General features: G+C 58.0%; 19 protein-coding genes. 11 read left to right on the top strand and 8 right to left on the bottom strand.

The features are described from left to right. Nucleotides 1–147: 147 nt before the first annotated feature. The 4 genes from EXZ61_RS06965 to EXZ61_RS06950 are packed head-to-tail and all read left to right on the top strand — an operon-like array spanning nt 148 to nt 3575. Nucleotides 148–684 carry a gluconokinase gene (locus EXZ61_RS06965; RefSeq protein WP_237219115.1) on the top strand — a complete coding sequence of 179 codons (537 nt, stop codon included), beginning with the start codon at nt 148–150 and terminating at the stop codon, nt 682–684. Next, complete coding sequence (locus tag EXZ61_RS06960; protein ID WP_142810352.1) at nt 681–1175, top strand: TRAP transporter small permease subunit; 495 nt, start codon at nt 681–683, stop codon at nt 1173–1175. Before EXZ61_RS06965 ends, EXZ61_RS06960 begins: the two co-directional genes overlap by 4 nt. A gap of 37 nt (nt 1176–1212) precedes the next feature. After that, nucleotides 1213–2502: a TRAP transporter large permease gene (locus EXZ61_RS06955; RefSeq protein ID WP_142810350.1), complete on the top strand. Its 1290-nt coding sequence runs from the start codon at nt 1213–1215 to the stop codon at nt 2500–2502. 53 nt (nt 2503–2555) lie between these two features. Continuing rightward, a complete protein-coding gene (locus tag EXZ61_RS06950; RefSeq protein WP_142810348.1) occupies nt 2556–3575 on the top strand; it encodes a TRAP transporter substrate-binding protein in 1020 nt (339 codons plus the stop codon). A 135-nt stretch (nt 3576–3710) separates the two neighbouring features. Here the strand turns inward: EXZ61_RS06950 and EXZ61_RS06945 are convergent, their stop codons facing one another. Beyond that, nucleotides 3711–4133, bottom strand: a complete 423-nt coding sequence (locus EXZ61_RS06945) for an ACT domain-containing protein (RefSeq protein ID WP_142810346.1) — start codon at nt 4131–4133, stop codon at nt 3711–3713. A 145-nt stretch (nt 4134–4278) separates the two neighbouring features. Here EXZ61_RS06945 and EXZ61_RS06940 point away from each other — a divergent pair, with 145 nt between their 5' ends. Next, nucleotides 4279–6495 carry a molybdopterin-dependent oxidoreductase gene (locus EXZ61_RS06940; RefSeq protein ID WP_142810344.1) on the top strand — a complete coding sequence of 739 codons (2217 nt, stop codon included), beginning with the start codon at nt 4279–4281 and terminating at the stop codon, nt 6493–6495. A gap of 78 nt (nt 6496–6573) precedes the next feature. Further along, on the top strand, nt 6574–7278 hold the full coding sequence (locus EXZ61_RS06935) for a hypothetical protein (RefSeq protein WP_142810342.1): 705 nt from the start codon (nt 6574–6576) through the stop codon (nt 7276–7278). Between the two features lie 44 nt (nt 7279–7322). Here EXZ61_RS06935 and EXZ61_RS06930 read toward each other — a convergent pair whose 3' ends face one another. The 6 genes from EXZ61_RS06930 to EXZ61_RS06905 form a co-directional block, all read right to left on the bottom strand. Then, nucleotides 7323–9725, bottom strand: a complete 2403-nt coding sequence (locus tag EXZ61_RS06930; RefSeq protein WP_142810340.1) for a DUF2357 domain-containing protein — start codon at nt 9723–9725, stop codon at nt 7323–7325. A 5-nt stretch (nt 9726–9730) separates the two neighbouring features. Next, nucleotides 9731–11455, bottom strand: a complete 1725-nt coding sequence (locus tag EXZ61_RS06925; protein ID WP_142810338.1) for an McrB family protein — start codon at nt 11453–11455, stop codon at nt 9731–9733. Nucleotides 11456–11525: 70 nt separating this feature from the next. Beyond that, nucleotides 11526–12686, bottom strand: coding sequence for a DNA cytosine methyltransferase (locus EXZ61_RS06920; RefSeq protein WP_168224716.1), 1161 nt, complete (start codon nt 12684–12686; stop codon nt 11526–11528). 159 nt (nt 12687–12845) lie between these two features. Beyond that, nucleotides 12846–15233 (bottom strand): DNA topoisomerase IV subunit A, encoded by a 2388-nt coding sequence (parC, locus tag EXZ61_RS06915; RefSeq protein ID WP_142810335.1) that lies wholly within the window; start codon nt 15231–15233, stop codon nt 12846–12848. A 95-nt stretch (nt 15234–15328) separates the two neighbouring features. Next, entirely contained in the window at nt 15329–16273 is a 945-nt protein-coding gene (locus EXZ61_RS06910; RefSeq protein ID WP_142810334.1) for a lytic transglycosylase domain-containing protein, read from the bottom strand. A gap of 2 nt (nt 16274–16275) precedes the next feature. Next, entirely contained in the window at nt 16276–18246 is a 1971-nt protein-coding gene (locus tag EXZ61_RS06905; protein ID WP_142810332.1) for a DNA topoisomerase IV subunit B, read from the bottom strand. Between the two features lie 170 nt (nt 18247–18416). On the opposite strand from EXZ61_RS06905, the gene EXZ61_RS06900 reads away from it, so the two are divergent. The 5 genes from EXZ61_RS06900 to bamC all read left to right on the top strand — a co-directional run bounded on the left by EXZ61_RS06900 (nt 18417) and on the right by bamC (nt 23279). After that, on the top strand, nt 18417–19637 hold the full coding sequence (locus tag EXZ61_RS06900; protein ID WP_142810330.1) for an MFS transporter: 1221 nt from the start codon (nt 18417–18419) through the stop codon (nt 19635–19637). 209 nt (nt 19638–19846) lie between these two features. Continuing rightward, entirely contained in the window at nt 19847–20662 is an 816-nt protein-coding gene (locus tag EXZ61_RS06895; RefSeq protein ID WP_142810328.1) for an SDR family oxidoreductase, read from the top strand. Next, nucleotides 20659–21240 (top strand): class I SAM-dependent methyltransferase, encoded by a 582-nt coding sequence (locus EXZ61_RS06890; RefSeq protein WP_142810326.1) that lies wholly within the window; start codon nt 20659–20661, stop codon nt 21238–21240. Before EXZ61_RS06895 ends, EXZ61_RS06890 begins: the two co-directional genes overlap by 4 nt. 37 nt (nt 21241–21277) lie before the next feature. Next, nucleotides 21278–22171 (top strand): 4-hydroxy-tetrahydrodipicolinate synthase, encoded by an 894-nt coding sequence (gene dapA, locus EXZ61_RS06885; RefSeq protein ID WP_142810324.1) that lies wholly within the window; start codon nt 21278–21280, stop codon nt 22169–22171. Nucleotides 22172–22196: 25 nt separating this feature from the next. Further along, nucleotides 22197–23279 (top strand): outer membrane protein assembly factor BamC, encoded by a 1083-nt coding sequence (gene bamC, locus EXZ61_RS06880; protein WP_425353613.1) that lies wholly within the window; start codon nt 22197–22199, stop codon nt 23277–23279. 117 nt (nt 23280–23396) lie between these two features. Here the strand turns inward: bamC and EXZ61_RS21880 are convergent, their stop codons facing one another. Next, nucleotides 23397–23540 carry a hypothetical protein gene (locus tag EXZ61_RS21880; RefSeq protein WP_168224715.1) on the bottom strand — a complete coding sequence of 48 codons (144 nt, stop codon included), beginning with the start codon at nt 23538–23540 and terminating at the stop codon, nt 23397–23399. Between the last annotated feature and the right edge of the window lie 156 nt (nt 23541–23696).

Raw genomic sequence — 23696 nt, 5'->3', positions numbered from 1 at the left:
GTATTGGCGTAACCAACCAAGGGATATAAGATAGCGCTATCCAATCTTTGTTGTGGGCACTGCCATCGCAACCCACCCATAGGTTTCACGGGAAGGCCACATCGGTTTTCCTTTTTTTGAATATCGAAAGATAGCGCTATCCAAACTATGAACTCAGTCGTGATGATGGGCGTGGCCGGTTGCGGTAAATCCAGTGCAGGCGCTGCCGTGGCGCAGCTCTTGGGCTTGCCTTTGGTCGAGGGCGATGAGTTTCACCCTCCCAGCAACACCGAAAAAATGCGCCAAGGCATTGCGCTGACCGATGTCGACCGCAGCGAGTGGCTGCACGCCTTGGGTCAGGAACTACAACGCCACCCCACCGGTGCGGTGTTGACATGCTCTGCGCTCAAAAAATCCTACCGCGATGGCCTGCGCAGCGCGGCTCCCGGTTTGCGCTTTGTGTTTTTGGACATTCCTCCTGCCACCGCGCATGCACGTGTAACCGCACGCGCCGGCGCTCACCTGTTCCCACCCAGCTTGGTAAACAGCCAATTCGCTACCTTAGAGTCCCCCGTGCAAGAGCCTCTGGTACTGCACTTGGACGCCACTCTGCCTTTGGCTACGCTCAGCGCTCAGGCAGCCCAATGGTTGCAAGCCGGTGTACTACCGCGCACTATTCCATCCCCACGCTCAACGCCCTTATGAAAAACTCCTCCCTTCAACGATGGACCAACCACCTCATGGCCGCCTGCCTGGCGGTCATGGCCATCGCCGTGTTTACCAATGTGGTGCTGCGCTACGGCTTTGGCAGCGGCGTGGCCGCCAGCGAAGAACTCTCACGGCTGCTATTTGTCTGGATGGTGTTCATAGGTGCCACAGGCGCCTACCCCATGGGCGAACACATGGCCTTTACCAGCTTGCTGCAGCCCCTGCTCAAGCCCGGGCGCGAAGTTGCCCTCAAAGGGGCCACACGCCTGATCCATGCGCTGGTCGTGCTCAGCTGCGCCTTGGTGGGTTGGGGCGCTTGGCAGCAGGTGGTGGTGGGCCTAGACAGTGTCAGCGTGGTGCTGGGCTACCCGCAAGCCCTGCTTCCGCTGCCTGCGCTCTTGAGCAGCGCTGCCATTGGCGCCATGGCCCTTGTGCAATTCATCCAAGGCAAGGCCATCGACTTCGGCCACGGTGCCGAGGTCGAGTAAGCACCACAGGCCTCAACAGAATCAAAGGAAATTTGCAATGAACCAAGGTTTAACTGCGGTGGTGTTTGTGGTGGGCATGTTGCTCTTCATGGGGGTGGGCATGCCCATGGCTTTTGCCTTGGTGCTCACGGGTGCCTCGATGGCTTGGGTCCTGGATTTTTGGGACACCCAGTTGCTGGCCCAAAATTTGGTAGCGGGCGTAGACAGCTTTCCGCTGCTGGCGGTGCCCTTCTTTATTTTGGCGGGCGAGCTGATGAACTCAGGGGGCATCAGCCGGCGCATCATCGTCATGGCCCAAGCATGGGTGGGCCATATACGCGGCGGCTTGGGCTTTGTGACCATTGGTGCCGCCATTTTGATGGCCAGCATGAGCGGCTCGGCACTGGCAGACACAGCGGCTCTTGCCACCATTTTGCTGCCCATGATGCGGGCCCATGGTTACCCCATGGGTACCTCGGCAGGCCTGATTGCCTCGGGCGGCATCATCGCCCCCATCATTCCGCCCAGCATGCCGTTTGTGATTTATGGCGTGACCACCAATACATCCATCTCGGCCCTGTTTTTGTCAGGCATCGTGCCCGGCTTGATGATGGGTGCAGGCCTCATCGTGGCGTGGAAGCTGCAGCTGCGCAAGATGGATCTGCCTGCTGGCATTCCCCTGCCCCTGAGCACCAAGCTGCGGGAAACCGGCAAAGCGTTTTGGGCGCTGCTGATGCCGATCATCATCATTGGCGGTATGAAAACCGGCGTGTTCACGCCCACTGAGGCCGCTGTGGTGGCCGCCTTTTACGCCTTGGTCATTGCCTTCTTTGTGCACCGCGAAATGCAACTCACTGACTTGCATGGCGTGTTGGTGCGTGCGGCCAAAACCACGGCCGTGGTGATGTTCTTGTGTGCCGGTGCCCAAGTGGCCAGCTACATGATTACCTTGGCTGACCTGCCCGGTACCATCTCAGGCTGGCTAGGCAGTTTGATAGAGCATCCCAAGCTACTCATGGCGGTCATGATGGTGGCCTTGGTGCTGATTGGCACCGCACTGGACCTCACACCCACGATCTTGATTTTTGCGCCTGTGATGCTGCCCATCGCTGTGAAGGCGGGCATTGACCCGGTGTACTTTGGCCTGATGTTTGTGCTCAACGGCGCGATTGGCTTGATTACACCGCCCGTGGGCACGGTGCTCAACGTGGTAGCTGGCGTGGGCCGCATGCGCCTCGATGAGGTCATCAAAGGTGTGAACCCCTACCTCATTACCTACTGCCTGATCCTCACGCTGTTGGTCATCTTTCCGCAGATCGTCACCCTTCCTGTGGCGTGGATGCGCTAAGGAAGACCCCCTCCCATTTTTCCCTCAACCCAAGCAACAACCAGGAGACATTTATGACCATGATTCGCCGCACCTTAATCGCTGCCGCAGTAGGCGTCAGCCTACTTAGCGCGGGCTTTGCCAGCGCCCAAGATATCAAGCCCCGCCTTATCCGCTTTGGCTATGGACTCAACGAACAATCTAACCAAGGCCGGGCTGCCAAAGTGTTGGCAGAAGAGATTGAAAAGCTCTCGGGCGGCAAGATGAAGCTGCGCGCTATTGGTGCCGCTGCACTCGGCTCGGACGTGCAGATGCAACAGGCCCTCATTGGTGGTGCCCAAGAAATGATGGTCGGCTCCACCGCCACGTTGGTCGGCATTACCAAGGAAATGGCGCTGTGGGATACGCCCTTCTTGTTCAACACCGCCGCTGAGGCGGACGCCGTGCTGGACGGCCCCATTGGCGACAAAGTGCGCGCCAAGCTCGAAGAAAAAGGCTTGGTCGGCTTGGTGTATTGGGAAAACGGCTTTCGCAACCTGACCAACAGCAAGCGCGCTGTGAACAAACTCGAAGACATGGACGGCATCAAGCTACGCGTGATGCAAAACACGGTCTACCTCGACAGCTTCAAAAGCTTAGGCGCCAATGCAGTCCCCCTGCCCTTCTCCGAACTGTTCAGCGCGCTAGAAACCAAGGCTGTGGACGGGCAAGAAAACCCGTACAACACCATTTTGTCTAGCAAGTTTTACGAGATTCAAAAGTTCTTGACGGTCACCAACCACGTCTACAGCCCCTGGATCGTGCTGGTCAGCAAGAAATGGTGGGATGGTTTGAGCAAAGACGAAAAAGCGGTGCTCACCACCGCAGCCAAAACCAGCCGCGACTTTGAGCGCAAGGACACCCGCGCTGAAGCAGCACAGGCGCTCGAAGACCTCAAAGCCAAAGGCATGCAGGTCAATGTGCTGCCCGCCGCCGAGACCGACCGCATGCGTGACAAGCTCACCAGCATCAACGCCGGCATTGCGGCCAACGTAGGCATGGACCTGTGGCATGAAACACAAGCCGCCTTGCAGAAGCTGCGCGCCAAGAAATAAGCGCGGTATTCGCAAGCCGTAGCACGGCTGCACTTGCCTTGGTGCCCCGAACATGGGCACAACAGATTGGGGCGAGGCAGCCGTGGTCAGCGTGGAGGACCCCGTCATCCCGCACGGCCACCACAACAGCCCCAGCTACAAAGCCGACTCCATGCCACATCCGGCTTGCTGTAGCGCCACCAATGCGGCCATAGCCGCAACCCTGGCATCCCAAGGCACAAAAATGTGGTCGTGAAACGCGCCGGCCACCACATTGCAACTGATGTTGGCGCGCCCCAATGCCGCCGCAAAAGCCGCCGTCAGCCCCACGGCCTGCAAGTCCGAGTGCACATGCAGCGTGATCCACGCTGCGCAAAACAAAACCTCCAGCCCCAAGCGCTGCGCCACCTCTTGGGGCACCACCACCGTCAAGCCCTCGTGCTCACGCACGGTTGCCGCCACCTCCCAGCCCGACACATCCGTGCCGTGCGGCACACAGGCGTATACATACGCGCCCTCGTTAAGCACCGGTTGCATGGAGGCGATGAGTTGCTGAAGGTTGGATATGGGCGTGGTCATGGCAGGGTCAAGCTAGTGGCTTCTCATTGTTATGCAAACACGTGCGCTGTAGTTCAGCCAACGCATGAGTCACCTGTGTTCTAGACAACGCGCCTTTGCCGTGCGTAAATCTTGCGCAAAACACCACCCAGACGCCGAGGACGACATGACAAGCACGACCCACCACCGCATTTGCCCCCTGTGTGAAGCCTGCTGCGGGCTAGAGATCAAGGTCACCGATGGCACGGTCACCAGCATCAAAGGGCACGCCCAAGACGTGCTCAGCGCCGGCTACATCTGCCCCAAGGGGGTGGCATTGAAAGACCTGCATGAAGACCCCGACCGCCTGCGCACCCCGCTCATCAAGCGCAACGGCGTGCACCAAGCCGCCACCTGGGAAGAAGCCTACGCAGAGATTGCCAAGCGCTTGCCCCCCCTCTTGGCCGCGCACGGGCGCAACGCCAGCGCCGTGGTCATTGGCAACCCGGCGGCCCACAAAATTGGCTTGCTCACTTACTTCCCCAAACTCGCGCGCGCATTGGGCACCAAAAATGTGTTTTCTGCGTCCACCTTAGACCAAATGCCCAAGCAGCTGGCCAGCGGGCTCATGTTTGGCCACTGGCTCTCGGTGGCGCTGCCCGACATCACCCACACACAACACTTGCTGGTGATTGGTGCCAACCCGCTGGCCAGCAACGGCAGCATGTGGACGGTGCCCGACTTCAAAGGCAAGGCCAAAGCGCTGCAAGCCCGTGGCGGCAAGCTCGTGGTGGTAGACCCCAGGCGCACCGAAACCGCCGCCATAGCCGACGCCCACCACTTCATTCGCCCCGGGGCCGATGTGTTTTTGCTGGCCGCCATGGTCCATACCCTCTTTGCCAAACAGTGGGTGCGCCTAGGCGCTGCTGCGCCCTGGGTCCAAGGCCTAGACGCCGTGGCGGACGCGGTGCGCACCTTTACGCCTGAGGCCGTGGCAGCGCGTTGCGGCATGGACGCCGAAGTGATCACCCAGCTCGCCTACGACCTGGCCCACACAGAGCGGGCCGCCGTGTATGCACGCATAGGCACTTGCACCCAAGAATACGGCACGCTCGCTAGCTGGCTGGTCGATGTGCTCAACACCTTGAGCGGCCACTTAGACCAAGTAGGCGGCGTGCTGTTTGCCAAGTCCGCCGCGTTTGCCAGCAACACGGCGGGCAAGCCGGGCCTGGGCAAAGGTGTGGCGACCGGGCGGCACACGGCCCGCGTGAGCGGCGCGCCAGAGGTATATGGCGAGTTGCCCATGACCTGCTTGGCGGAAGAAATCCAGACCCCGGGCGAAGGCCAGGTGCGCGCCCTGATCACGGTGGCCACCAACCCGGTGCTCTCCAGCCCCAATGGCGAGCGCTTGTCGCAAGCCTTGGAGCAGCTGGACTTCATGGTGAGCATGGACATTTACCTCAACGAGACCACGCGCCATGCCGATGTGATCTTGCCCGGCGTGTCGCCGCTGGAAGACTTGCATTACGACGTGGCGTTTCCGCAGCTCTCCTGGCGCAACCACGCGCGCTACAGCGCCCCAGTGCTGCCCGCGCCCACCGACCAGCCTGCAGAGTGGCAAACCCTGCTCACGCTGGCCGCCATTGCGCAAGGCCAAGCCCTGCCGCTAGACGCCAACGCCTTGGACGACGCCCAGTTTGCCGACGATGCGCAGCGCCTGTTTGGCCCCCATGCAGACGCCGTGGTGGCAGCCACCAAAACCTACCGCGGCCCCCAACGCCTGCTGGATGTGGCCTTGCGCAGCGGCCCCTATGGCGACGGCTTTGGCCAAAAACCTGAAGGCTTAAACCTTGCCAAGGTGATGGCTGCCAGTGACAGCGGCGGCATAGACCTGGGCGAACTGCAACCCCGCCTGCCCGAGATGCTGCGCACGCCCAGCGGCAAGGTGGAATTGGCCCCGCCCGCTTTGCTACAAGATTTAGAGCGTGCTACGCTTGATCTACGGCGGCCAGCGCCTGATTTGGTCATTATTGGACGGCGCGATGTGCGCACCAACAACAGCTGGATGCACAACCTGCCCGTGCTGGCCAAAGGCCCGTTCCGCTGCACCGCCTTGGTCCACCCCGACGACGCTGCCCGCTACGGTGTGCAAGACGGCGGCCAGGCTACGCTGCGCAACGGCACCCGCAGCGTGCAAGCGCAGGTGCACGTGAGCGCCGAGATGATGCGCGGCGTGGTCAGCCTGCCCCACGGCTGGGGCCACAACCTGCCCGGCGCGCAACTGCGGGTGGCCGCCGAACGGCCCGGTGCCAACCTCAACACCTTGTTGGACGAGACCCTGCGCGACCCGCTGTCAGGCAACGCCGTGCTAGGGGGGGTGGCCATCACCATGGAAGCGGCCTAGGCCACAAAAAGCAACAGCGCACGCGACGCTTTCGTAGAGAATGGCCACGTTCAAAACTGGCCACCCGCCGCCTCCACCATGAAAAAAATGCTGCTCTCCCTCGTCGTCATCCTGGTTCTCGTCGTGGCTGGGGCGGCCTACTGGCTGCATGGCAATGTGGAAGGCTTGTTGCAATCCGCCATTGGCAAGTACGGCAGCGCCATGACCGGCGCTAGCGTCAAGGTCGCTGGCGTGCAACTGCAAACCACCGATGGCCGCGGCGCACTCAAAGGGCTGGTGGTGGGCAACCCAGCAGGGTTTAAGACCCCTTTTGCGGTGAAGGCCGACACCATCGAGCTAGAAGTAGACGTGGCCTCGCTGGCCAAAGACGTGGTGGTGGTGAAAAAGGTGGCCGTGATTGCGCCCGAGCTCATCTACGAAAAAGGCGAAGCCCACACCAACTTCGACGCCATTCAGAAGAACATTGCCCAGTACCTCGGCCCCTCGAACAACGAAGCGCCAGGCAAAAAAATCATTGTGCAAGAGCTCGTCATACGCAACGCCAAAGCCCAGGCCAGTGCCGCTTTCATGAACGGAAAAACGGTCACCATGAGCCTGCCCGACATTCACTTGCGCGATTTGGGCAAGGCCAAAGGCGGCATCAGCCCCGGTGAGTTGGGGCAAGAAGTGACCAATGCCATAGAACGCAAGCTCACCAGCGCCATCAGCTTTGACAAGCTCATGGGCTCGGTAGGCAATGCCTTAGGCAAGGCGGGCGAAGCCATCAAAGGAATTTTTAAGTAAAAGTGCCTGCTGCGCCCATGGAATAAGCGTGAGTAGCTATCAATTTAAGAGCCAGTATTCCTGCTAACAAGCATCAGATCGAGCAACGATAGTGCGAATGGATGCCCTTGGGCAGCATTGCTCGGTTTGTTGGCCAATGCAGCCATGTTCCACTCAGTGGAGTCAAACTCGGTCGCGCGCACCACGTCGTACACCAAGTAAGAAAGCTGGGTAGGTGCACTGGGGTAACCCATCGCCGTCAGCTCGGCAGCAGAGTGAACGGCCGGGCCAATCTCTGGCTTCTCGATTCTGAAGAGCCCCGGCACAGCTACACCATTTGCACCGTGTAGCAACAAATACGTGGCCCCCACAACCTGAACCGACAAGCGCAGCCCACCCACCGCACTGCCCATGCGGAAGTTGTATTTGCCTGTTGACTCTACCCATTGCAAATGGGCATCCCCCTTTACCCAGCCGACGACCACAAAGGTCTCTCTCAGGGGCTTCGCACGGCTATCGCCCGTCGGCCCTTTTTCGGGCAAGACCAAGTAGGAAGCGCGTTGCTCTTGAGCCGTAGGTGGAGGCGCTGATTCGTAGGTTTGCCAAGTGTGAAAACTATGCTGTTCACGGGCACTCGCGCGGTCCGAAACATGATTCACCACGTCGCGCATAAAGGTCTCAATGGCCTGGGTGCCTGCACCGGGCCGCAGTGCAAAAGCCCCCAAGCCCGGGAGCACTTCATGAAATGCATTCAGCCGCTTGTCATCACCCGGCACACCGGGATAAACCACGTATGCCCCCTGCGTACGGCGGATGGCGTCGCGGTAAGCGTGCATTTTCAGCAAGTCGGCACGTTTGTAGCTGCCCCTGTTTTCTTCCCGCTTGATTTCACTCAGCGCATCTTCACCAGCCTGGGACAACGCCTCTTGGTCATGCTCGCCTTCGCGCAACAAGGCCGCCACCTGATCAATGCGGTACTTGGCGTCGAAATGCACGTGCACCATCAGCTCTTGCAGTTCCGCTTGGTCTGCGGTGAACTCCACAGGCCAGAGACTCAAGGTGTAGTCGGGCCGCAGGTTTTCTGACCATGAACCCGCTTGGCGGGGCCTTTGGGTTGCAACAAAGCTGCGGTTGTAGCTGAACTGCACGTTCAAAACTCGCCCGGGTTGGGTTGAAACCCCTTGCAAGGCAACAAACTTACCAGCGCGCAGTTTCAGACCAAAACCGTCTGACGTAGGTTCTAACAAGGCTTCATGGCTGGGTTTGCTAAGGGTAAAGACCTTGGCAACCACATCCAACAGCTTAAAAAACACCCAGTACTCGTACAAGGTTGCCACATCACGCTGCCCCGCACCAAACACCTGCTCGCCACCATGCCACACCAACTTCGCAGCCATTGCAAATTGAAGCCACGCTTGCAGTACCTCACGGTAGCCTTCGCGCCGTTGCAATGTGGGGCTGCCTAAGGGTAAAAACGTGGGCTCACTGACTTGCCGCATCACACCACTGGCGAGGGCCTCATCCAAACGGGTGCATAGGGCAGTGATCTCTTGCACCAACCGGGCATCTTTTGTGGGGTCTGGTACCCGTGCTCGCAGGGTGTCTAAAAACTGGTGAAACGAGCGCAATGCAAACTTCACAAAACGGTTTTCAGGCGTGTCGTGCGTAGGGGTCGCCCGATTGACCGTAACAAACTCGGGCAGAGTCTCAAGCGTTGCGTGCAGCGGGTGTGACACTGGCACCGCCACCCGACGACTGCCCTGCGCTAGCTGCCGCAGCACTTTACCAGTGGGTTTGAAACCGCGAGCGATAGAACGCTCATGCGCCTCGTGCTGCCAAACCTGGTGCGGGTGCGTGGTGATGCGGTGCAAGGCATTCTCAAACGCAGGGTTTTGCAGCAGCGCGCGCACAAATGCAAACCGTTGCCCCAGCGTCACGGCATCATGGCCAGGGTCGGGCTCTGCCTTAAACAAAGACGGCGCTCGCAGCTCTTGCAACAAGTCCACCGAATAGGCCGTGATGTCTTGCATCATGTGCTGGTAATCCGCCTTGTAGGAGAGCTTGCGCGAGCGCACCTCTACAAAAGCACTGGACTGAATTGCGCCAGTTTGGTCTAGCAAAACCAATGGCAAGCGCCCTGTTGCAAGCCCCGGGTTGAGCACACCGCAATGTGCGCGGCCTTTAGCCTTGCTTTGCATCACGATGCCCTGCGTGTCGGTGTAATGCTGTGCCAACGCTAGGCGATAAGCAGCGTTATCCAAAGCATATTCGTACCGCACGCCTTCTAGCAACTGCACTTGCCCCTCGCCATCTGCCAAGGCTTGCGCAGCAGGCACGTCCAACAAGGGCGCTAGGCCATCCGCTTGTGGGCGCCAGTTACCTTGAAGATAAATCGACAGCGTGCACCGCGCAGCACCATCGGCCGCCACAAATACCAGCTCTGCAGACTCCAGCACGGGGGTAGCCACCGCTTTTATGCCTCAGCAAAGCTCGTAAACCCGTCCCGCTCCAATCGCTGCTGCATGCGCTTCACTTTTTCCAGTGTGAGTGTTAAGCCTTTGTTGGTGGCAAAAGCCTCTAGCTCCTTCAGCACCCCGCTCAGCTTGCGCGCCGAGCCATGGAGTTTGGGCATGAGCTTTTGCAGCACTTGCGCATCTAGCGCCTCCTTGTAAAGCCAACTTGGACCCGTCAGCTCGTGGTGAATCACCATAAACCGCGCAATCTCTTTGGCTGTGCGGAAACCAAACTCCGCACCAATTTTGGACAGCGCACCAAACACCTCCAATAGGTCGGCCTTGAGTAGCGGGCCAAAAGCTTGGCCTGCCGTATCTACCAAGCTTGCAATGTCCGCACCGTCCTTGGCACGTTGAACAAAGGCACTGGCAAAAGCGACACCTTGCGCACGCAAAGCCGCAAGGTTGATATCCGCCGGGGCATCCAAAAATGCCCCCATATCAGCCTCGCTCGCGCGAAACTCGATCACGTTAGCGCGATCCAGCACCTTGGGGCTAAACATATAGGTGGTTTCATCCACATTCACCGTGCCAACAATAAACAAGTTTGCGGGCAGCGAGAGCTTGCTAGGAACCACTAGGCCCAAGCCTCCTTTAACACCGTCAAGCGCGATGCCAGACACCTCGCCATGCAAGGCCAGCTGCGAATTGGCAGATTCCATAGCAGACAAAAAATCTGCAAAGTAGCGTTCCACGTGCGAGAGATTCATCTCGTCAAGAATGAGGAAATAGGGCTTGGCTGGATCAGCCGCCGCGCGCAACATCAGCTCTAGCGCGCCGTTCACCGGCGCACAGTATTTGCCCGATTGCAACGCATCTGCGTAACCCAACAAATTTTCATTGCCGGTCCAGTCCGCGCCCACTGCAACAACGCGGTACTGCTGATCACTTTCACACAACCACATGGCAAAGGCTTCGGCCAGCTTGGTTTTGCCAGAACCGGCTAGGCCGGTCAGGATGCAGAAGCGTTTGGTGAGAGTAGCAGCTAAAAAACGCCCCACAAGAGCATTACCGTAGGTCAGGCCACTAGATTGAGCGCATGCGGTAAAGTCAGCAACAAACGAAAGTAGATCAGCACTTTGCGGTTGACTGGTTCCGTTAAACGCAATGCCTGCAACTTCCTCAAGCAGTTCGGTATTCCACGGTATCCACTTTGCATCGTTGTCGCTCGGTCTGGGGTCTTCTTTTGCAATCGCGCCTGCAGCTTCAAACACAGACAACAACACCTGTAACCGACGCTTCGGCGTATCGTCCATTGGATTAGTGTGGCTGCGTGCAGCGTTCAAACTCGCAGACAGGTCGTCACCTCTTCGATAGCCCAGCATCACACCAAAATACAGATCCCGAAAATCGAGGGATTGATCAGCTTGAAGAAATGCAGATGCCATTTCAGAAAATGGCCTTTGACCATCTTCCACCCATCTCTTTACAAACTCTTGAAAAAATGCCTGAGGACTCGTCTGCCCAGTGACAAGGCTTTTGCCAAGGGGTGTGAGTCGAAACTTTTGATCACTAACGTCCAATACACCGGTAGCAGTCCATGGCTTTGCGTAATCTCGAAAGAGTGGTCGCGGCGCTGCACCTTCGTGCTTCATCCAGCCCATACCCGGCAAGACCTTTTCAAGTTCTGTATAGACCGGCGCACTGGGCTCGTAGACGTCTTCCCCCTCGTGTTTGGCAATCACGCGTAGGGCGCCAAGCCATACTCTATTTTTCCAAAGAGACTCGCGGCCACTGTCAATCTTTGTCCACGGGCTATAGGCCATCAAGACTCTCCGTAAAGAGATGCTGCTGCCCAAGCACATCGACAATGTCGCGCAAGGACTTTCTAGGTCGTTTGAAGATTTGGTGAGCTATTTCTCGCCCAATAACCGCGGCAAGAATCGGCGGCACGGCATTTCCGACTTGGCGAATCGGGTGCCTAGACGTCCCTGAAAATTCCCACCAATCAGGAAAGGTTTGCATCCTTGCAGACTCACGCGGGGACACTTCTCGGGGCTCAGTAGGATGCACATGCCCTTTTCCACCCCCTTTATCTGAACCAACAATGATCGTGTAACTAGGCCTACTGGGGTCCAGCTTGTTTATGCGCGTTTTGGAATCCCGTTCGCCATGTCGCAACGCCTTGTATCGATCAACAATTCGTTGACTGTGGTCTCTACTCGTGTGATTGGCAAGTTTTTGCCCCAGTGGAGGGATAGTTCTCAATGCGTCGCCCACCGTGCGCCGCGGCAGCAAACTCTGCCCAGCGGCGGCCTCCGACTGCTCCCCGCACACAACTGGTATTTCTTTTAGCGCCTTTCCGCTCCTAGTTCCGATAATGAATACTCGATCACGAAACTGCGGCACGCCGAAATCGGCTGCATTGAGTCGGTAAACAGACAGCTTGTATGCCAGGCCCTCAGTTGGTTGGCTAAGCTGCTCGCAGAGCTCCTTGAAAGTATCTCCGCCATGAATCGTAAGAAGTCCAAATACATTCTCAAACATGAATGCTTTGGGACGCAAATCTGATAGTAATCTCAGGTACTGTTTTGGCAATTGCCCCCGTGGATCATCAATCCCTAGGCGCTTACCGAAAACACTGAATGCCTGGCAAGGCGGGCCACCAGCAAGCAAATCTGTTTCACCGGGCTTAACGCCCGCCTGTTTCATTAACTCTTTGGAGTCCAGCGCTAAGACATCAGCCTGTTTGATGGCCGCATGGCGTAAAAATGGAAGTCCCAATTTGATGGAACGCTCTTTTCCTCGCTCTAAAGTGATGCAGCTGTGGTGATCAATATCCGTTGCAAATACTGTCTCAAAACCTGCTGCCTCAAGCCCTAAATCTAGCCCCCCCCCCCCGCTAAACAGCGACACCAGCTTCAACGGCTTTTCCGAGGCCTTTGAGGGGCTCGTTTCACGCTTACTTGCACTCACAATATCTCCAATCAAAAAACTTCATGTACACCGACGATTCAAACGCAGCATGACGTTAGCCCCTACACCAAGGACTTAAAGCTAAAGCGTTAATGCAGCACTCGCTAATGCATATGGCGTTATACCAGTGAGCCACAACGCGCCATGCCGTATCCCACTTCACTCCACCCGCGTAATCCGATTGGGCTTGAAGCCCAAGTCTGCTGCCTTGCCTTTGCGGCCACGGGCGGCGCGGGCGTTGTTGAGGCTGCGGATTTCCAGGGTTTCGTCGCGCTCTTTGCCGCCGCGGCCTATGCCGTCGATGCGGATGCTGCGGGTGTAGGCGGCCGCACCGGCCAGGGTGTCTTTGGCTTCTAGGTCAATGAGCATCAAGCCGCGCCCACCATTGGCCATGGTTTTGAGTTCGGTGATTTCAAAGGTCAAGATGCGGCCACCGGTGGATGCGCAGGCTACATGGGTGGCAGGCGGCACTACGGCGGCAGGCGTGCCAGCGGTCACCACCTTGCCTTGGGCGCCCGCGACCAAGCTGGGGCGGCACAGGGTTTCGCCTTCGTTGCAAGTGACAAAGGCCTTGCCTGCTTTTTGGCGAGAGACCATGTTCTCTACCGAGGCCACAAAGCCATAACCCCCCGTGCTGGACAGGAGCAAGCTGGCAGCAGCGGGCCCGGCAAAGTAGTAGAGCAGCTGGGTACCGGCTTCTAGCTCCAGCAGGGTGGTCACGGGCTGGCCGTCGCCGCGCCCGCCGGGCAACAAGGCCACGGCGATGGAGTACACGCGGCCGTTGGAGCCGAACACCAACAGCGTATCCACGCTGCGGCATTCAAAGGTGCCGTACAAGGCGTCGCCCGCCTTGAACGCGAAAGTACTGGCCTCATGGCCGTGGCCGGTGCGTGCGCGCACCCAGCCTTTTTCGCTCACCACCACGGTGACGGGCTCGTCCACCACTTTGAGCTCGGCAACGGCTTTCTTCTCGGCTTGGATGAGGGTGCGGCGCTCGTCGGCGAACTGCTTGGCGTCGGCCTCAATTTCTTTGACCATGACCCGGCGCAGCGCTGCGGGGCTTGCCAGGATTTCTTCCAGCTTGGCTTGCTCAGCGCGCAGCTCGGCCAGCTCTTGCTCGATCTTGATGGCTTCCAGCCGCGCGAGTTGGCGCAGGCGGATTTCCAGAATGTCTTCTGCCTGGCGGTCGCTCAAATTGAAGCGTGCAATCAGCGCGGCCTTGGGCTCATCGGACTGGCGGATGATGGCGATCACTTCGTCAATATTGAGTAAGACTGTTTGGCGGCCTTCCAGAATATGGATACGGTCTAGCACCTTGCCCAAGCGGTGGCGGGTGCGCCGCTCGATGGTGAGCTGGCGAAACTCGATCCACTCCACCAGCATGTGCCGCAAAGACTTTTGCGTGGGCCTGCCGTCCAAACCAATCATGGTGAGGTTGATAGGCGCTGAGGTTTCCAAGCTGGTGTGCGCCAAGAGCGTGGTAATGAGCTCTTGCTGCTGGATGCGGCTGCTCTTGGGCTCAAACACCAAACGCACGGGCGCGTCGCGGCTGGACTCGTCGCGCACGGCGTCGAGCACGGCCAAAACGCTGGCCTTGAGCTGCATTTGGTCTTGCGACAGGGCTTTTTTGCCCGCCTTGACCTTGGGGTTGGTGAGCTCTTCAATTTCTTCCAGCACGCGCTGGCTGCTCACGCCGGGTGGCAGCTCGGTGACGACCAGCTGCCACTGGCCGCGCGCCATGTCTTCAATCTTCCAACGGGCGCGCACTTTGAGCGAACCACGCCCGGTGCGGTAGGCGTCGGCAATGTCTTGCGCGGGGCTGATGATTTGGCCGCCGCCCGGGTAGTCTGGGCCGGGTACCAGGGCGTAAAGCTCGGCGTCGGGCAGGCTGGGGGTTTTGATGAGGGCCACACAGGCGTCGGCAATTTCGCGCAGGTTGTGGCTAGGAATTTCAGTCGCCAAGCCCACGGCGATACCGCTGGCGCCGTTGAGCAAGCTAAAGGGCAGGCGCGCGGGCAGCTGCCGGGGTTCTTCCGTAGAGCCGTCGTAGTTGGGCTGAAAATCCACCGTGCCTTGGTCAATTTCGTCCAAAAGCAGCGTGGTGATTTTGGCCAAACGGGCCTCGGTGTAACGCATGGCAGCAGCGCCGTCACCGTCGCGTGAGCCAAAGTTGCCTTGGCCGTCGACCAGCGGGTAACGCTGCGAAAAGTCTTGCGCCATGCGCACCAAAGCGTCGTAGGCGGACTGGTCACCGTGGGGGTGAAAGCGGCCCAATACATCACCCACCACGCGGGCACTTTTGACGGGCTTGGCACCGGCGTTGCCATTGGCACCACCAAAGCCCAACCCCATGCGGGACATGCTGTACAGAATGCGGCGCTGCACGGGCTTCAATCCATCCGTCACGTCGGGCAAGGCACGCCCTTTGACCACCGAGAGCGCGTATTCCAAATAGGCGCGCTGGGCGTAGTTGGCCAGGTTCAGGTCTTCATCACCCGGGTTGCTTGGGGGCGGTGCGCCTAGGTCAAGAATGGGTTGGTCTGTCATGGGTTGAACTCGAATCTCAAATGGGAATTTAGCAAGAACTAGGAGGGCAGGCTGGGGCACTGCGGTCCGATGAACGAGCGTGTAGGCGCTAAAAATCAGTCACTGGCCATAGCGACGCTTTGCAATGCAGGTGCACCTAAACTCGGCAGCATATTGCCCCGCCCTGTGGCCCCTCCTTGGGGCCCAAGTAGCGATGCGGTGTGAGGCCCATGAAACTCAGCGCGCACACGACTAGGGCTAGGTGCATTCACTCCAGACGCCAAGGCCACACCGTTGCCTGCCTGCGCAGGGCCACCCGCCGCCGTCCGCAAGGCTTGGGGGTTGAGTCCGGCGTAGAGCTCCATCACGGTTTTGACGTAGTTTTGCGTTTCCTTGTAGTTGGGGACCTTGTTGCCCGCTTTTTGGACAGCACCTTCGCCCGCGTTGTAAGACGCAATGGCCAGATCCAGCTGGCCGGGAAACATTTGGATGAGGTCGCGCAGGTAGCGGGTGCCTGCAAACACATTGGTGCGCGGGTCCGTGAGCTTTTGCTCGATGGTGCCTAACTTGTCCTCGCGCACGCCATAGCGCTCGGCGGTGGCCGGCATGATTTGCATCAGCCCGACTGCGCCCTTGGGGGACACGGCGTTGCGATCAAAGCCTGACTCTGTGGCGATCACGGCCTGCAGCAAGGCGTAGTCCACTTGCATCGCTTGGGCCGCCGCACGCATGTGCGGGCGAGCGACTTGCGCACCCGGCGCAAATTCCAGGTAGGCGATGCGCTTAGCCGTGCTGCTACTGATCTCAGGCAAGTCGAACAACGGGTTACTGCTTGCAGCAGTGCCGCTGTCGTCGGGCTCGGTGGCATCGAACTTGGACTTGCCCTTAAAAAACAACTCGTACTTGGCGTCTAACTGGCTGCTGGCAAAGTGCACCACGCCGCGCGCGTCCACATAGCTCCACACATCCGCAAATGCATTCAAACTCACGGTGACGCCCGTCAATACTGCGCAAGCAGCTAGCCATTTTGTAGCAACACGCCACGCTTTACGCTGATCCATACTCACACATCCACCTCTACGCTGTCGCCATGCAGCTCCATGAGTTCACGGCGGGCAGCCGCTTCGCCCTTGCCCATGAGCTTGGTGATCAGTGCCTCTGTGGCGCCAAAGTCAATGGCACCCAAGGTCACTGGCAACAAGCGCCTGGTGTCGGGGTTGAGCGTGGTGTCCCACAGTTGCTCGGCATTCATCTCGCCCAAGCCTTTGAAGCGGCTGATGCTCCAGGCTGCTTCGCGCACGCCTTCTTTGCGCAACTTGTCCAAGATGGCGGTCAGTTCACCTTCGTCCAAGGCATAGGCCTTGCTCGCGGGCTTTTTGCCCCGCGCTGGCGCATCCACCCGAAACAGCGGTGGGCGCGCAACAAACACATGGCCCGCCTCAATGAGTTTGGGGAAATGCCGAAAAAACAGGGTAAGCAGCAGCACTTGGATGTGCGAGCCGTCTACGTCCGCGTCGGACAAGATGCACACCTTGCCGTAGCGCAGGCCGCTCATGTCAGGCGTGTCGTTGGGGCCGTGGGGGTCTACGCCGATGGCGACCGAGATGTCATGGATTTCGTTATTGGCGAACAAGCGGTCGCGGTCCACTTCCCACGTGTTGAGCACCTTGCCACGCAAGGGCAGGATGGCCTGGTTTTCTTTGTCGCGGCCCATTTTGGCGCTGCCACCTGCCGAGTCGCCCTCGACCAAAAACACTTCGTTGTAGGCGGTGTCGCGGCTTTCGCAGTCGGTCAGCTTGCCGGGCAATACGGCCACGCCGCTGCTTTTGCGCTTTTCGACCTTTTGGCCCGCGCGTTGGCGGGTTTGCGCGGCCTTGATTGCCAGCTCAGCCAGCTTTTTGCCGTATTCCACATGCTGGTTGAGCCACAGCTCTAGCGCGGGGCGCACAAAGCTGGAGACCAAGCGCACAGCGTCACGCGAGTTCAGCCGCTCTTTGATCTGGCCTTGGAATTGCGGGTCTAGCACCTTGGCCGACAAGACGTAGCTGGCACGTGCAAACACGTCTTCCGGCATGAGCTTCACGCCCTTGGGCAGGAGGCTGTGCAGTTCAATAAAGCTTTTGACAGCGGTGAATAAACCGTCGCGCAAGCCGGATTCGTGGGTACCACCTGCGCTGGTGGGAATCAAATTGACGTAGCTCTCGCGCACGGGCTGGCCTTCTTCGGTGAACGCTACGCACCAGCTAGCGCCCTCGCCTTCGGCAAAGCTGTCGTTTTGCGCGTCGGCAAAGCCCTCGCCGTCAAACAAAGGAATCACCGGGTCGCCATTGAGCGACTGCATGAGGTAGTCGCGCAGGCCGCCTTTGTAGAGCCAGTTTTGACTTTCTTTGGTTTTCTCGTTCAGCAGCGTGACGCTCACGCCGGGCATGAGCACGGCCTTGGAGCGCAGCAAATGTGTGAGCTCGCCCATAGGCAGGGCTGCAGACTCAAAGTATTTGGGGTCAGGCCAGACGCGCACGCTGGTGCCGGACTTGCGGTCGCCCTCGCCGGCTTTGCGCACTTGCAGGGCTTGGGTAACGTCACCGCCTTCAAACACCAAACCGGCCACCGAACCTTCACGGTAAGACGTCGCCTCTAGACGCAAGGCCAACGCATTGGTAACACTGACCCCCACGCCATGCAAACCGCCTGAAAAGCTGTAAGCACCGCCCTTGCCCTTGTCAAACTTGCCGCCCGCATGCAAGCGGGTGAACACCAGTTCAATGACCGGGGCTTTTTCTTCGGGGTGCATGCCAAAAGGGATGCCACGGCCGTCGTCCTCCACCGACACTGAGCCGTCGGCATGCAGGATGACCTTGATTTTTTTGCCGTGACCGGCCAGCGCTTCGTCCGCCGCGTTGTCCAAAACTTCTTGGATGACGTGCAGCGGATTGTCGGTGCGGGTGTACATGCCGGGGCGCTGTTTAACGGGCTCCAGCCCCTTAAGCACCCGGATGGAACCTTCAGAATATTCAGAGTTTGGTTTGGCAGACATGGGGGGCATTGTAGTCGCTGAGCAATCAATTAACTGTACAAATAACCAGTAGTGAGGTTTCGCGGGGATTAAGGGCCTGCGCATTGTGTCGTGGCTCCAAGTCGAATTGACGTCAGTTTTGGCGACTCAGCAGGTCTGCGCTGGAGCCGAGAAAACGCTACATTTGCAGGATGCAAAAACCTCTTGCCTCGGTCTCTATTCCGCAGATTTTGTTGTGCGGCGCTGCCATCGTCACCTTGTCCATGGGCATTCGGCATGGGTTTGGGCTATGGCTGCAACCCATTACCCAGGCCAAAGACTGGACCCGGGAGACCTTTGCATTTGCCTTGGCGATCCAAAACTTGGCGTGGGGCGTAGCGGGCATTTTCGCGGGCATGGCGGCGGACCGCTTTGGCGCGGTCAAAGTGATCGCAGGGGCTGCCGTGCTGTACGCATTGGGCTTGCTGGGTATGGCGCATTCAGATTCACCCCTGCTGTTCACCCTGAGTACCGGCGTGCTGATTGGCATGGCGCAGGGTGGCTGCACCTACGCAGTAGTCTATGGAGTGGTTGGCCGCAATGTACCTGCCGAACGGCGCTCTTGGGCCATGGGCATTACGGCGGCGGCGGGCTCATTTGGTCAGTTTTTAATGGTCCCAGTCGAGGGCCAGCTGATCAGCAGTTTGGGCTGGCAAGAAGCACTGACTTTGCTGGGGTTTGCCGCATTGCTGATGGCGCCCTTAGCTTGGGGGCTGCGCGAACCCGGTTTTTCTAACCGTGAGGGCCAGCAGCGGGGCCAGCAGTCTATCGTTGAAGCTTTACAAGAAGCGTTTCGGTACCCCAGTTTTCAGCTGCTGATGGCGGGCTATTTTGTCTGCGGCTTTCAGGTCGTGTTTATTGGGGTGCACATGCCTAGCTACCTGAAGGACAAAGGTCTATCCCCCGAAGTCGCAAGCTATGCGCTGGCATTGATTGGTCTGTTCAATGTATTTGGCACCTATCTGGCGGGCGTTTTGGGCCAGAAGATGCCCAAACGCTATATCTTGGCCTTTATCTATTCAGCACGCGCGGTGGCTATCGCGGTGTTCCTGATCGTGCCCTTGTCTCCGGCAAGCGTCTATGTGTTTGCCAGCGTGATGGGGTTCTTGTGGCTGTCTACGGTTCCCGTGACGAATGCGGCACTGGCTCAGATTTTTGGGGTTTCGCATCTGTCGATGCTCAGCGGCTTTGTCTTCTTCAGTCACCAAATAGGGTCTTTCATGGGCGTTTGGTTAGGTGGGCTTGTGTTTGACCGCACGGGCAGCTACAACTTGGTGTGGTACTTGGCCATCGCCTTGGGAGTTTTTGCTGCCCTGGTGAACTTGCCGGTGCGAGAGCGTGCCATCGTGCGCAGCCCTTCAGCAATTGCTTAAGCACAATGCAGCGCTGGCAAACAACCTGTGTACTTGTACTTGCAAGCTTGGTCTTGTGGCTGGTGTTTACCTTGTATGGTCGCCCCGACTTTTTGCTCCAGTTGTCCAATCAACTGTGGGGCTGCTTTTAGCCACTGGCCTGACAAGGCCTTGCGACACACCTGCTCAAACACCCAACTTTGACAAGCTTTTCTACTCCTTCAACCACCATGGCACACACAATCATCATCACCGGGGCGTCTGACGGCATCGGGGCCGAAATGGCGCGGCAGTTGGCGCAAACACATGCGTCTGGCGTGAATCTAGTTTTGGCCTCACGCAATGGCGACACTCTGAACGCGGTTGCCCAGCAGTGCACCGCCTTAGGGGCGCAAACGCTGGTCGTGCCCACCGATGTGTCTATTGAGGCGCAGTGTCGACAACTTATCGACACTGCAGTGGCCCGCTTTGGGGGCGTCGACAGCCTGATTAACAATGCAGGCATCTCCGCGCAGGCCTTGTTTTCGGAGGTCAAGGCACAAGACTTAGGCTGGTACGAACAACTTATGCGCGTCAACCTTTGGGGCAGTGTCTGGTGCACCCATGCTGCGCTCCCCTACTTGCGCAAAAGCCACGGGCGCATCGTGGCGGTATCGTCTCTGGCCGGGCTCATCGGGGTGCCTGGGCGTACTGCGTACAGTGCGTCCAAGTTCGCAATGACCGGTTTTTTTGAGGCCTTGCGGTCAGAGCTTCAAAGCGCCGGCGTTAGCGTAACAACGGCTTACCCCGGGGTAGTGCTCACCAATATCCGTACCCACGGTCTCAACGCCGCAGGGCAAACTGCGGGTTCTAGTGGGCTCAAGGAAGAGGGCGCTATGTCAGTAGAAACCTGTGCTCAACTCATTCTGAGCGGCATGCAGTCAAGACAGCGCGAAGTGGTCATGACAAGCAAGGGCAAGCTGGGACGATTCTTGAAATTGATTGCGCCAGGAATCGTAGAGAAGATGGCCATGGCTGCGCTCAAAGACAACGTTAAACCCCAATGAGTGAAGCCATTGGGCTGCAGGGGCGTCTGTCCGCTCCTTCTGCGTGGATCGTGCGATGGAGCCACTTGCTGGAGCCCCAATGCAGCGTACTGGATGTTGCGTGCGGGAGCGGTAGACACCTAGCCTGGTTCTTGCAAAGGGGGCATGCAGTGACAGGTGTGGACCGTGACCTTACAGCTGCTCGGCACCATGCGCCATCGGCTGACCTGATCGAAGCAGACATTGAGCAGGGTGCTTGGCCCTTGATGGAGCAAGGACAACTACGCACCTTTGGTGCGGTTGTGGTTACGAATTACCTGTGGCGCCCACTGCTAGAAACCTGGGTCCGCACCCTAGCCCCCGGGGGGGTGTTAATGTATGAAACCTTTGCAAGGGGGCAAGACAATATTGGACGCCCCTCCAGGCCAGACTACTTGCTCGATCCAGGCGAACTATGGGATGCATGCAAGCATCTACATGTCATTGCGTATGAAAACGGCCTGCAAACAGACTCGCCGCGTATGGTCCAGCGTATTGTCGCTTTACGTCCGCTTAACACAGCCGTGACCTTTGACGAACTGAAGCGTCACGCGCTCTAGTTAAAATGCGCGTTTACCCACAAAAGTGTGCCCCGACATGAATTCTTCCAACGGCCCCATTAGAGGCAGCATTGTTGCTCTCGTCACCCCCATGCTTGAAGATGGTTCTGTGGACTATCCAGCGTTGCGAAAGTTGATCGACTGGCACATTGAGGAAGGCACAGACTGCATTGGTGTGGTGGGCACCACTGGCGAATCACCCACCGTCAGCGTCGAAGAGCACTGCGAAATCATTCGCGTGTCGGTAGAGCAAGCTGCCAAACGCGTGCCCATCATGGCGGGCTGTGGCGGCAACTCCACCCGCGAAGCGATTGCACTGGCGAGATTTGCCAAGCAAGTGGGTGCTGATTGCCAGTTGCAAGTAGTTCCCTACTACAACAAACCAACGCAAGAAGGCCAGTACCAGCATTTCAAAGCCATTGCGGAAGCGGTTGACCTTCCCGTGGTGCTGTACAACGTGCCGGGGCGCTCTGTTGCAGATATGGCGCATGAGACGGTCCTGCGCTTGGCTCAGGTCCCTGGCATCGTTGGCATCAAGGAGGCCACGGGCAATATTGAGCGTGCCCAGTGGCTGATTAAGGAAGCGCCTAAAGGGTTTTCCATCTACTCTGGCGATGACCCAACAGCAGTTGCACTGATGCTGTGCGGCGGCCACGGCAATGTAAGCGTGACTGCCAATGTGGCGCCACGCCTCATGCATGAGCTTTGCATGGCTGCAATTGCAGGCGACATTCAACGGGCGATGGACATTCAATTGAAACTTTTGCCGCTGCACAAGGCTCTATTTGTGGAGTCCAACCCTATTCCCGTGAAATGGGCGGTGTCACGGATGGGCAAATGCAAGCCCACCATTCGCCTTCCTTTGACCGGGCTAACCGAAGGCAATCAAGCCGCGCTTGAGCGGGTATTGCAGACAAACGGTTTGATTTGAGCTACTTTCCTTTTTGAGGATTCCTGTGAACTATTTCCCTAAATTTGCACTGCTTGGCTTGGTAATGGCGCTGAGTGCATGCTCGACCCTCGAGTCCGACAAGGTGGACTACCGCAGTACAGCCCGCGCTCCTTCCTTAGATGTGCCACCTGACTTGACCCAGTTGTCCAAAGAAACGCGTTACACGGTAGTAGGCGGCGCAGTCTCCGCATCCAGCCTGAAAACAAGCAAAGACGCCACCACCAAAAGCACAGTCGCAGCAGTCGAGTTAGGTGATGTGCGGATCGAGCGATCTGGCAACCAACGCTGGCTCGTGGTCAACAGACCCGCTGAAAAACTGTGGGATCCAGTCAGGGACTTCTGGCAAGAGAACGGCTTCTTGCTCGCCATGGACCAGGTTGATTTGGGCATCATGGAAACTGACTGGGCTGAGAATCGGGCGAAAATTCCGATGGACGCGATTCGCAACGCGTTGGGGAAACTGCTTGACTCTTTCTACTCCACCCCAGAGCGCGACAAGTTTCGCACCCGCTTGGAACGCAACGCCAATGGCAGTACCGAAATTTTCATCAGCCACCGCGGCATGGTGGAGGTCTACACATCGGACCGTAAAGACCAAACTATTTGGCAGCCACGTGCTGCAGATCCAGAACTGGAAGCCGAATTTCTTCGCCGACTGATGGTCAAACTAGGCGTCAGCCAAGAGCAGGCCAAAAACTTAGTAGCTAGCAGCATAACAAAGCAAGTGGCGACCGTAGCAAGTAACAATGGAGTACCGGTCTTGCAACTGGACGATAGTTTTGACCGCGCGTGGCGCCGCGTCGGCTTGGCTCTGGATCGCACCGGATTTACCGTGGAAGACCGTGACCGCAAGCAAGGCGTCTACTTTGTACGGTACGTTGAACTCACACCGGACAACAGTGAGGCAGGCTTCTTCAGCAAGTTGTTTAGCAGCAGCTCCAAGAACAAAGATGCCACCAAGTTTCAGATTAGCGTGCAGTCTGTAGCCGAAAAATCGACTGTGACTGTCTTAGACATCAAGGGCGCGCCTGAGTCATCGGCCACTGCACAGCGTATTCTCAAAGTGTTGGCTGACGACATCCGATAGCCAACACAACCGTGTCATTGGGTCACGGCCCTATGACACGGTCCATTGCGTATAGCCCCTGATGTGTATGGGCGAAAAAAAAACCACCTTTCGGTGGTTTTTTTACTGAAGCAAAAATTATTGCTTAGCTGGCTCAGCTGGCTTGGCAGCGTCAGCAGCTGGTGCAGCAGCAGGAGCTGGAGCTGGAGCTTCTTCTTTTTTACCACAAGCGGCCAAGGCAGCAGCAGCGATAACAGCTGCCAAAACGAGAGATTTGTTCATTTTAAAAAAACTAAAGTGAGTTGACGAAACAATTTCCGGAAATTGTCTTCGCAGCGGACTGCGTAGACACCAGCGAAAAGCATTCGAGCTCTTTCCACTAGAGCAGAAAATTATACAAGAAATGCAGGACACCCCTAGGGAAAACCCTTTTCGGTG

Origin of the sequence: Rhodoferax aquaticus, from assembly GCF_006974105.1 — a bacterium.
Taxonomy (GTDB): domain Bacteria; phylum Pseudomonadota; class Gammaproteobacteria; order Burkholderiales; family Burkholderiaceae_C; genus Allorhodoferax; species Allorhodoferax aquaticus_A.
Note: the sequence above shows the minus strand (reverse complement) of the source record. Positions and strands in the feature narration are given on the sequence as shown.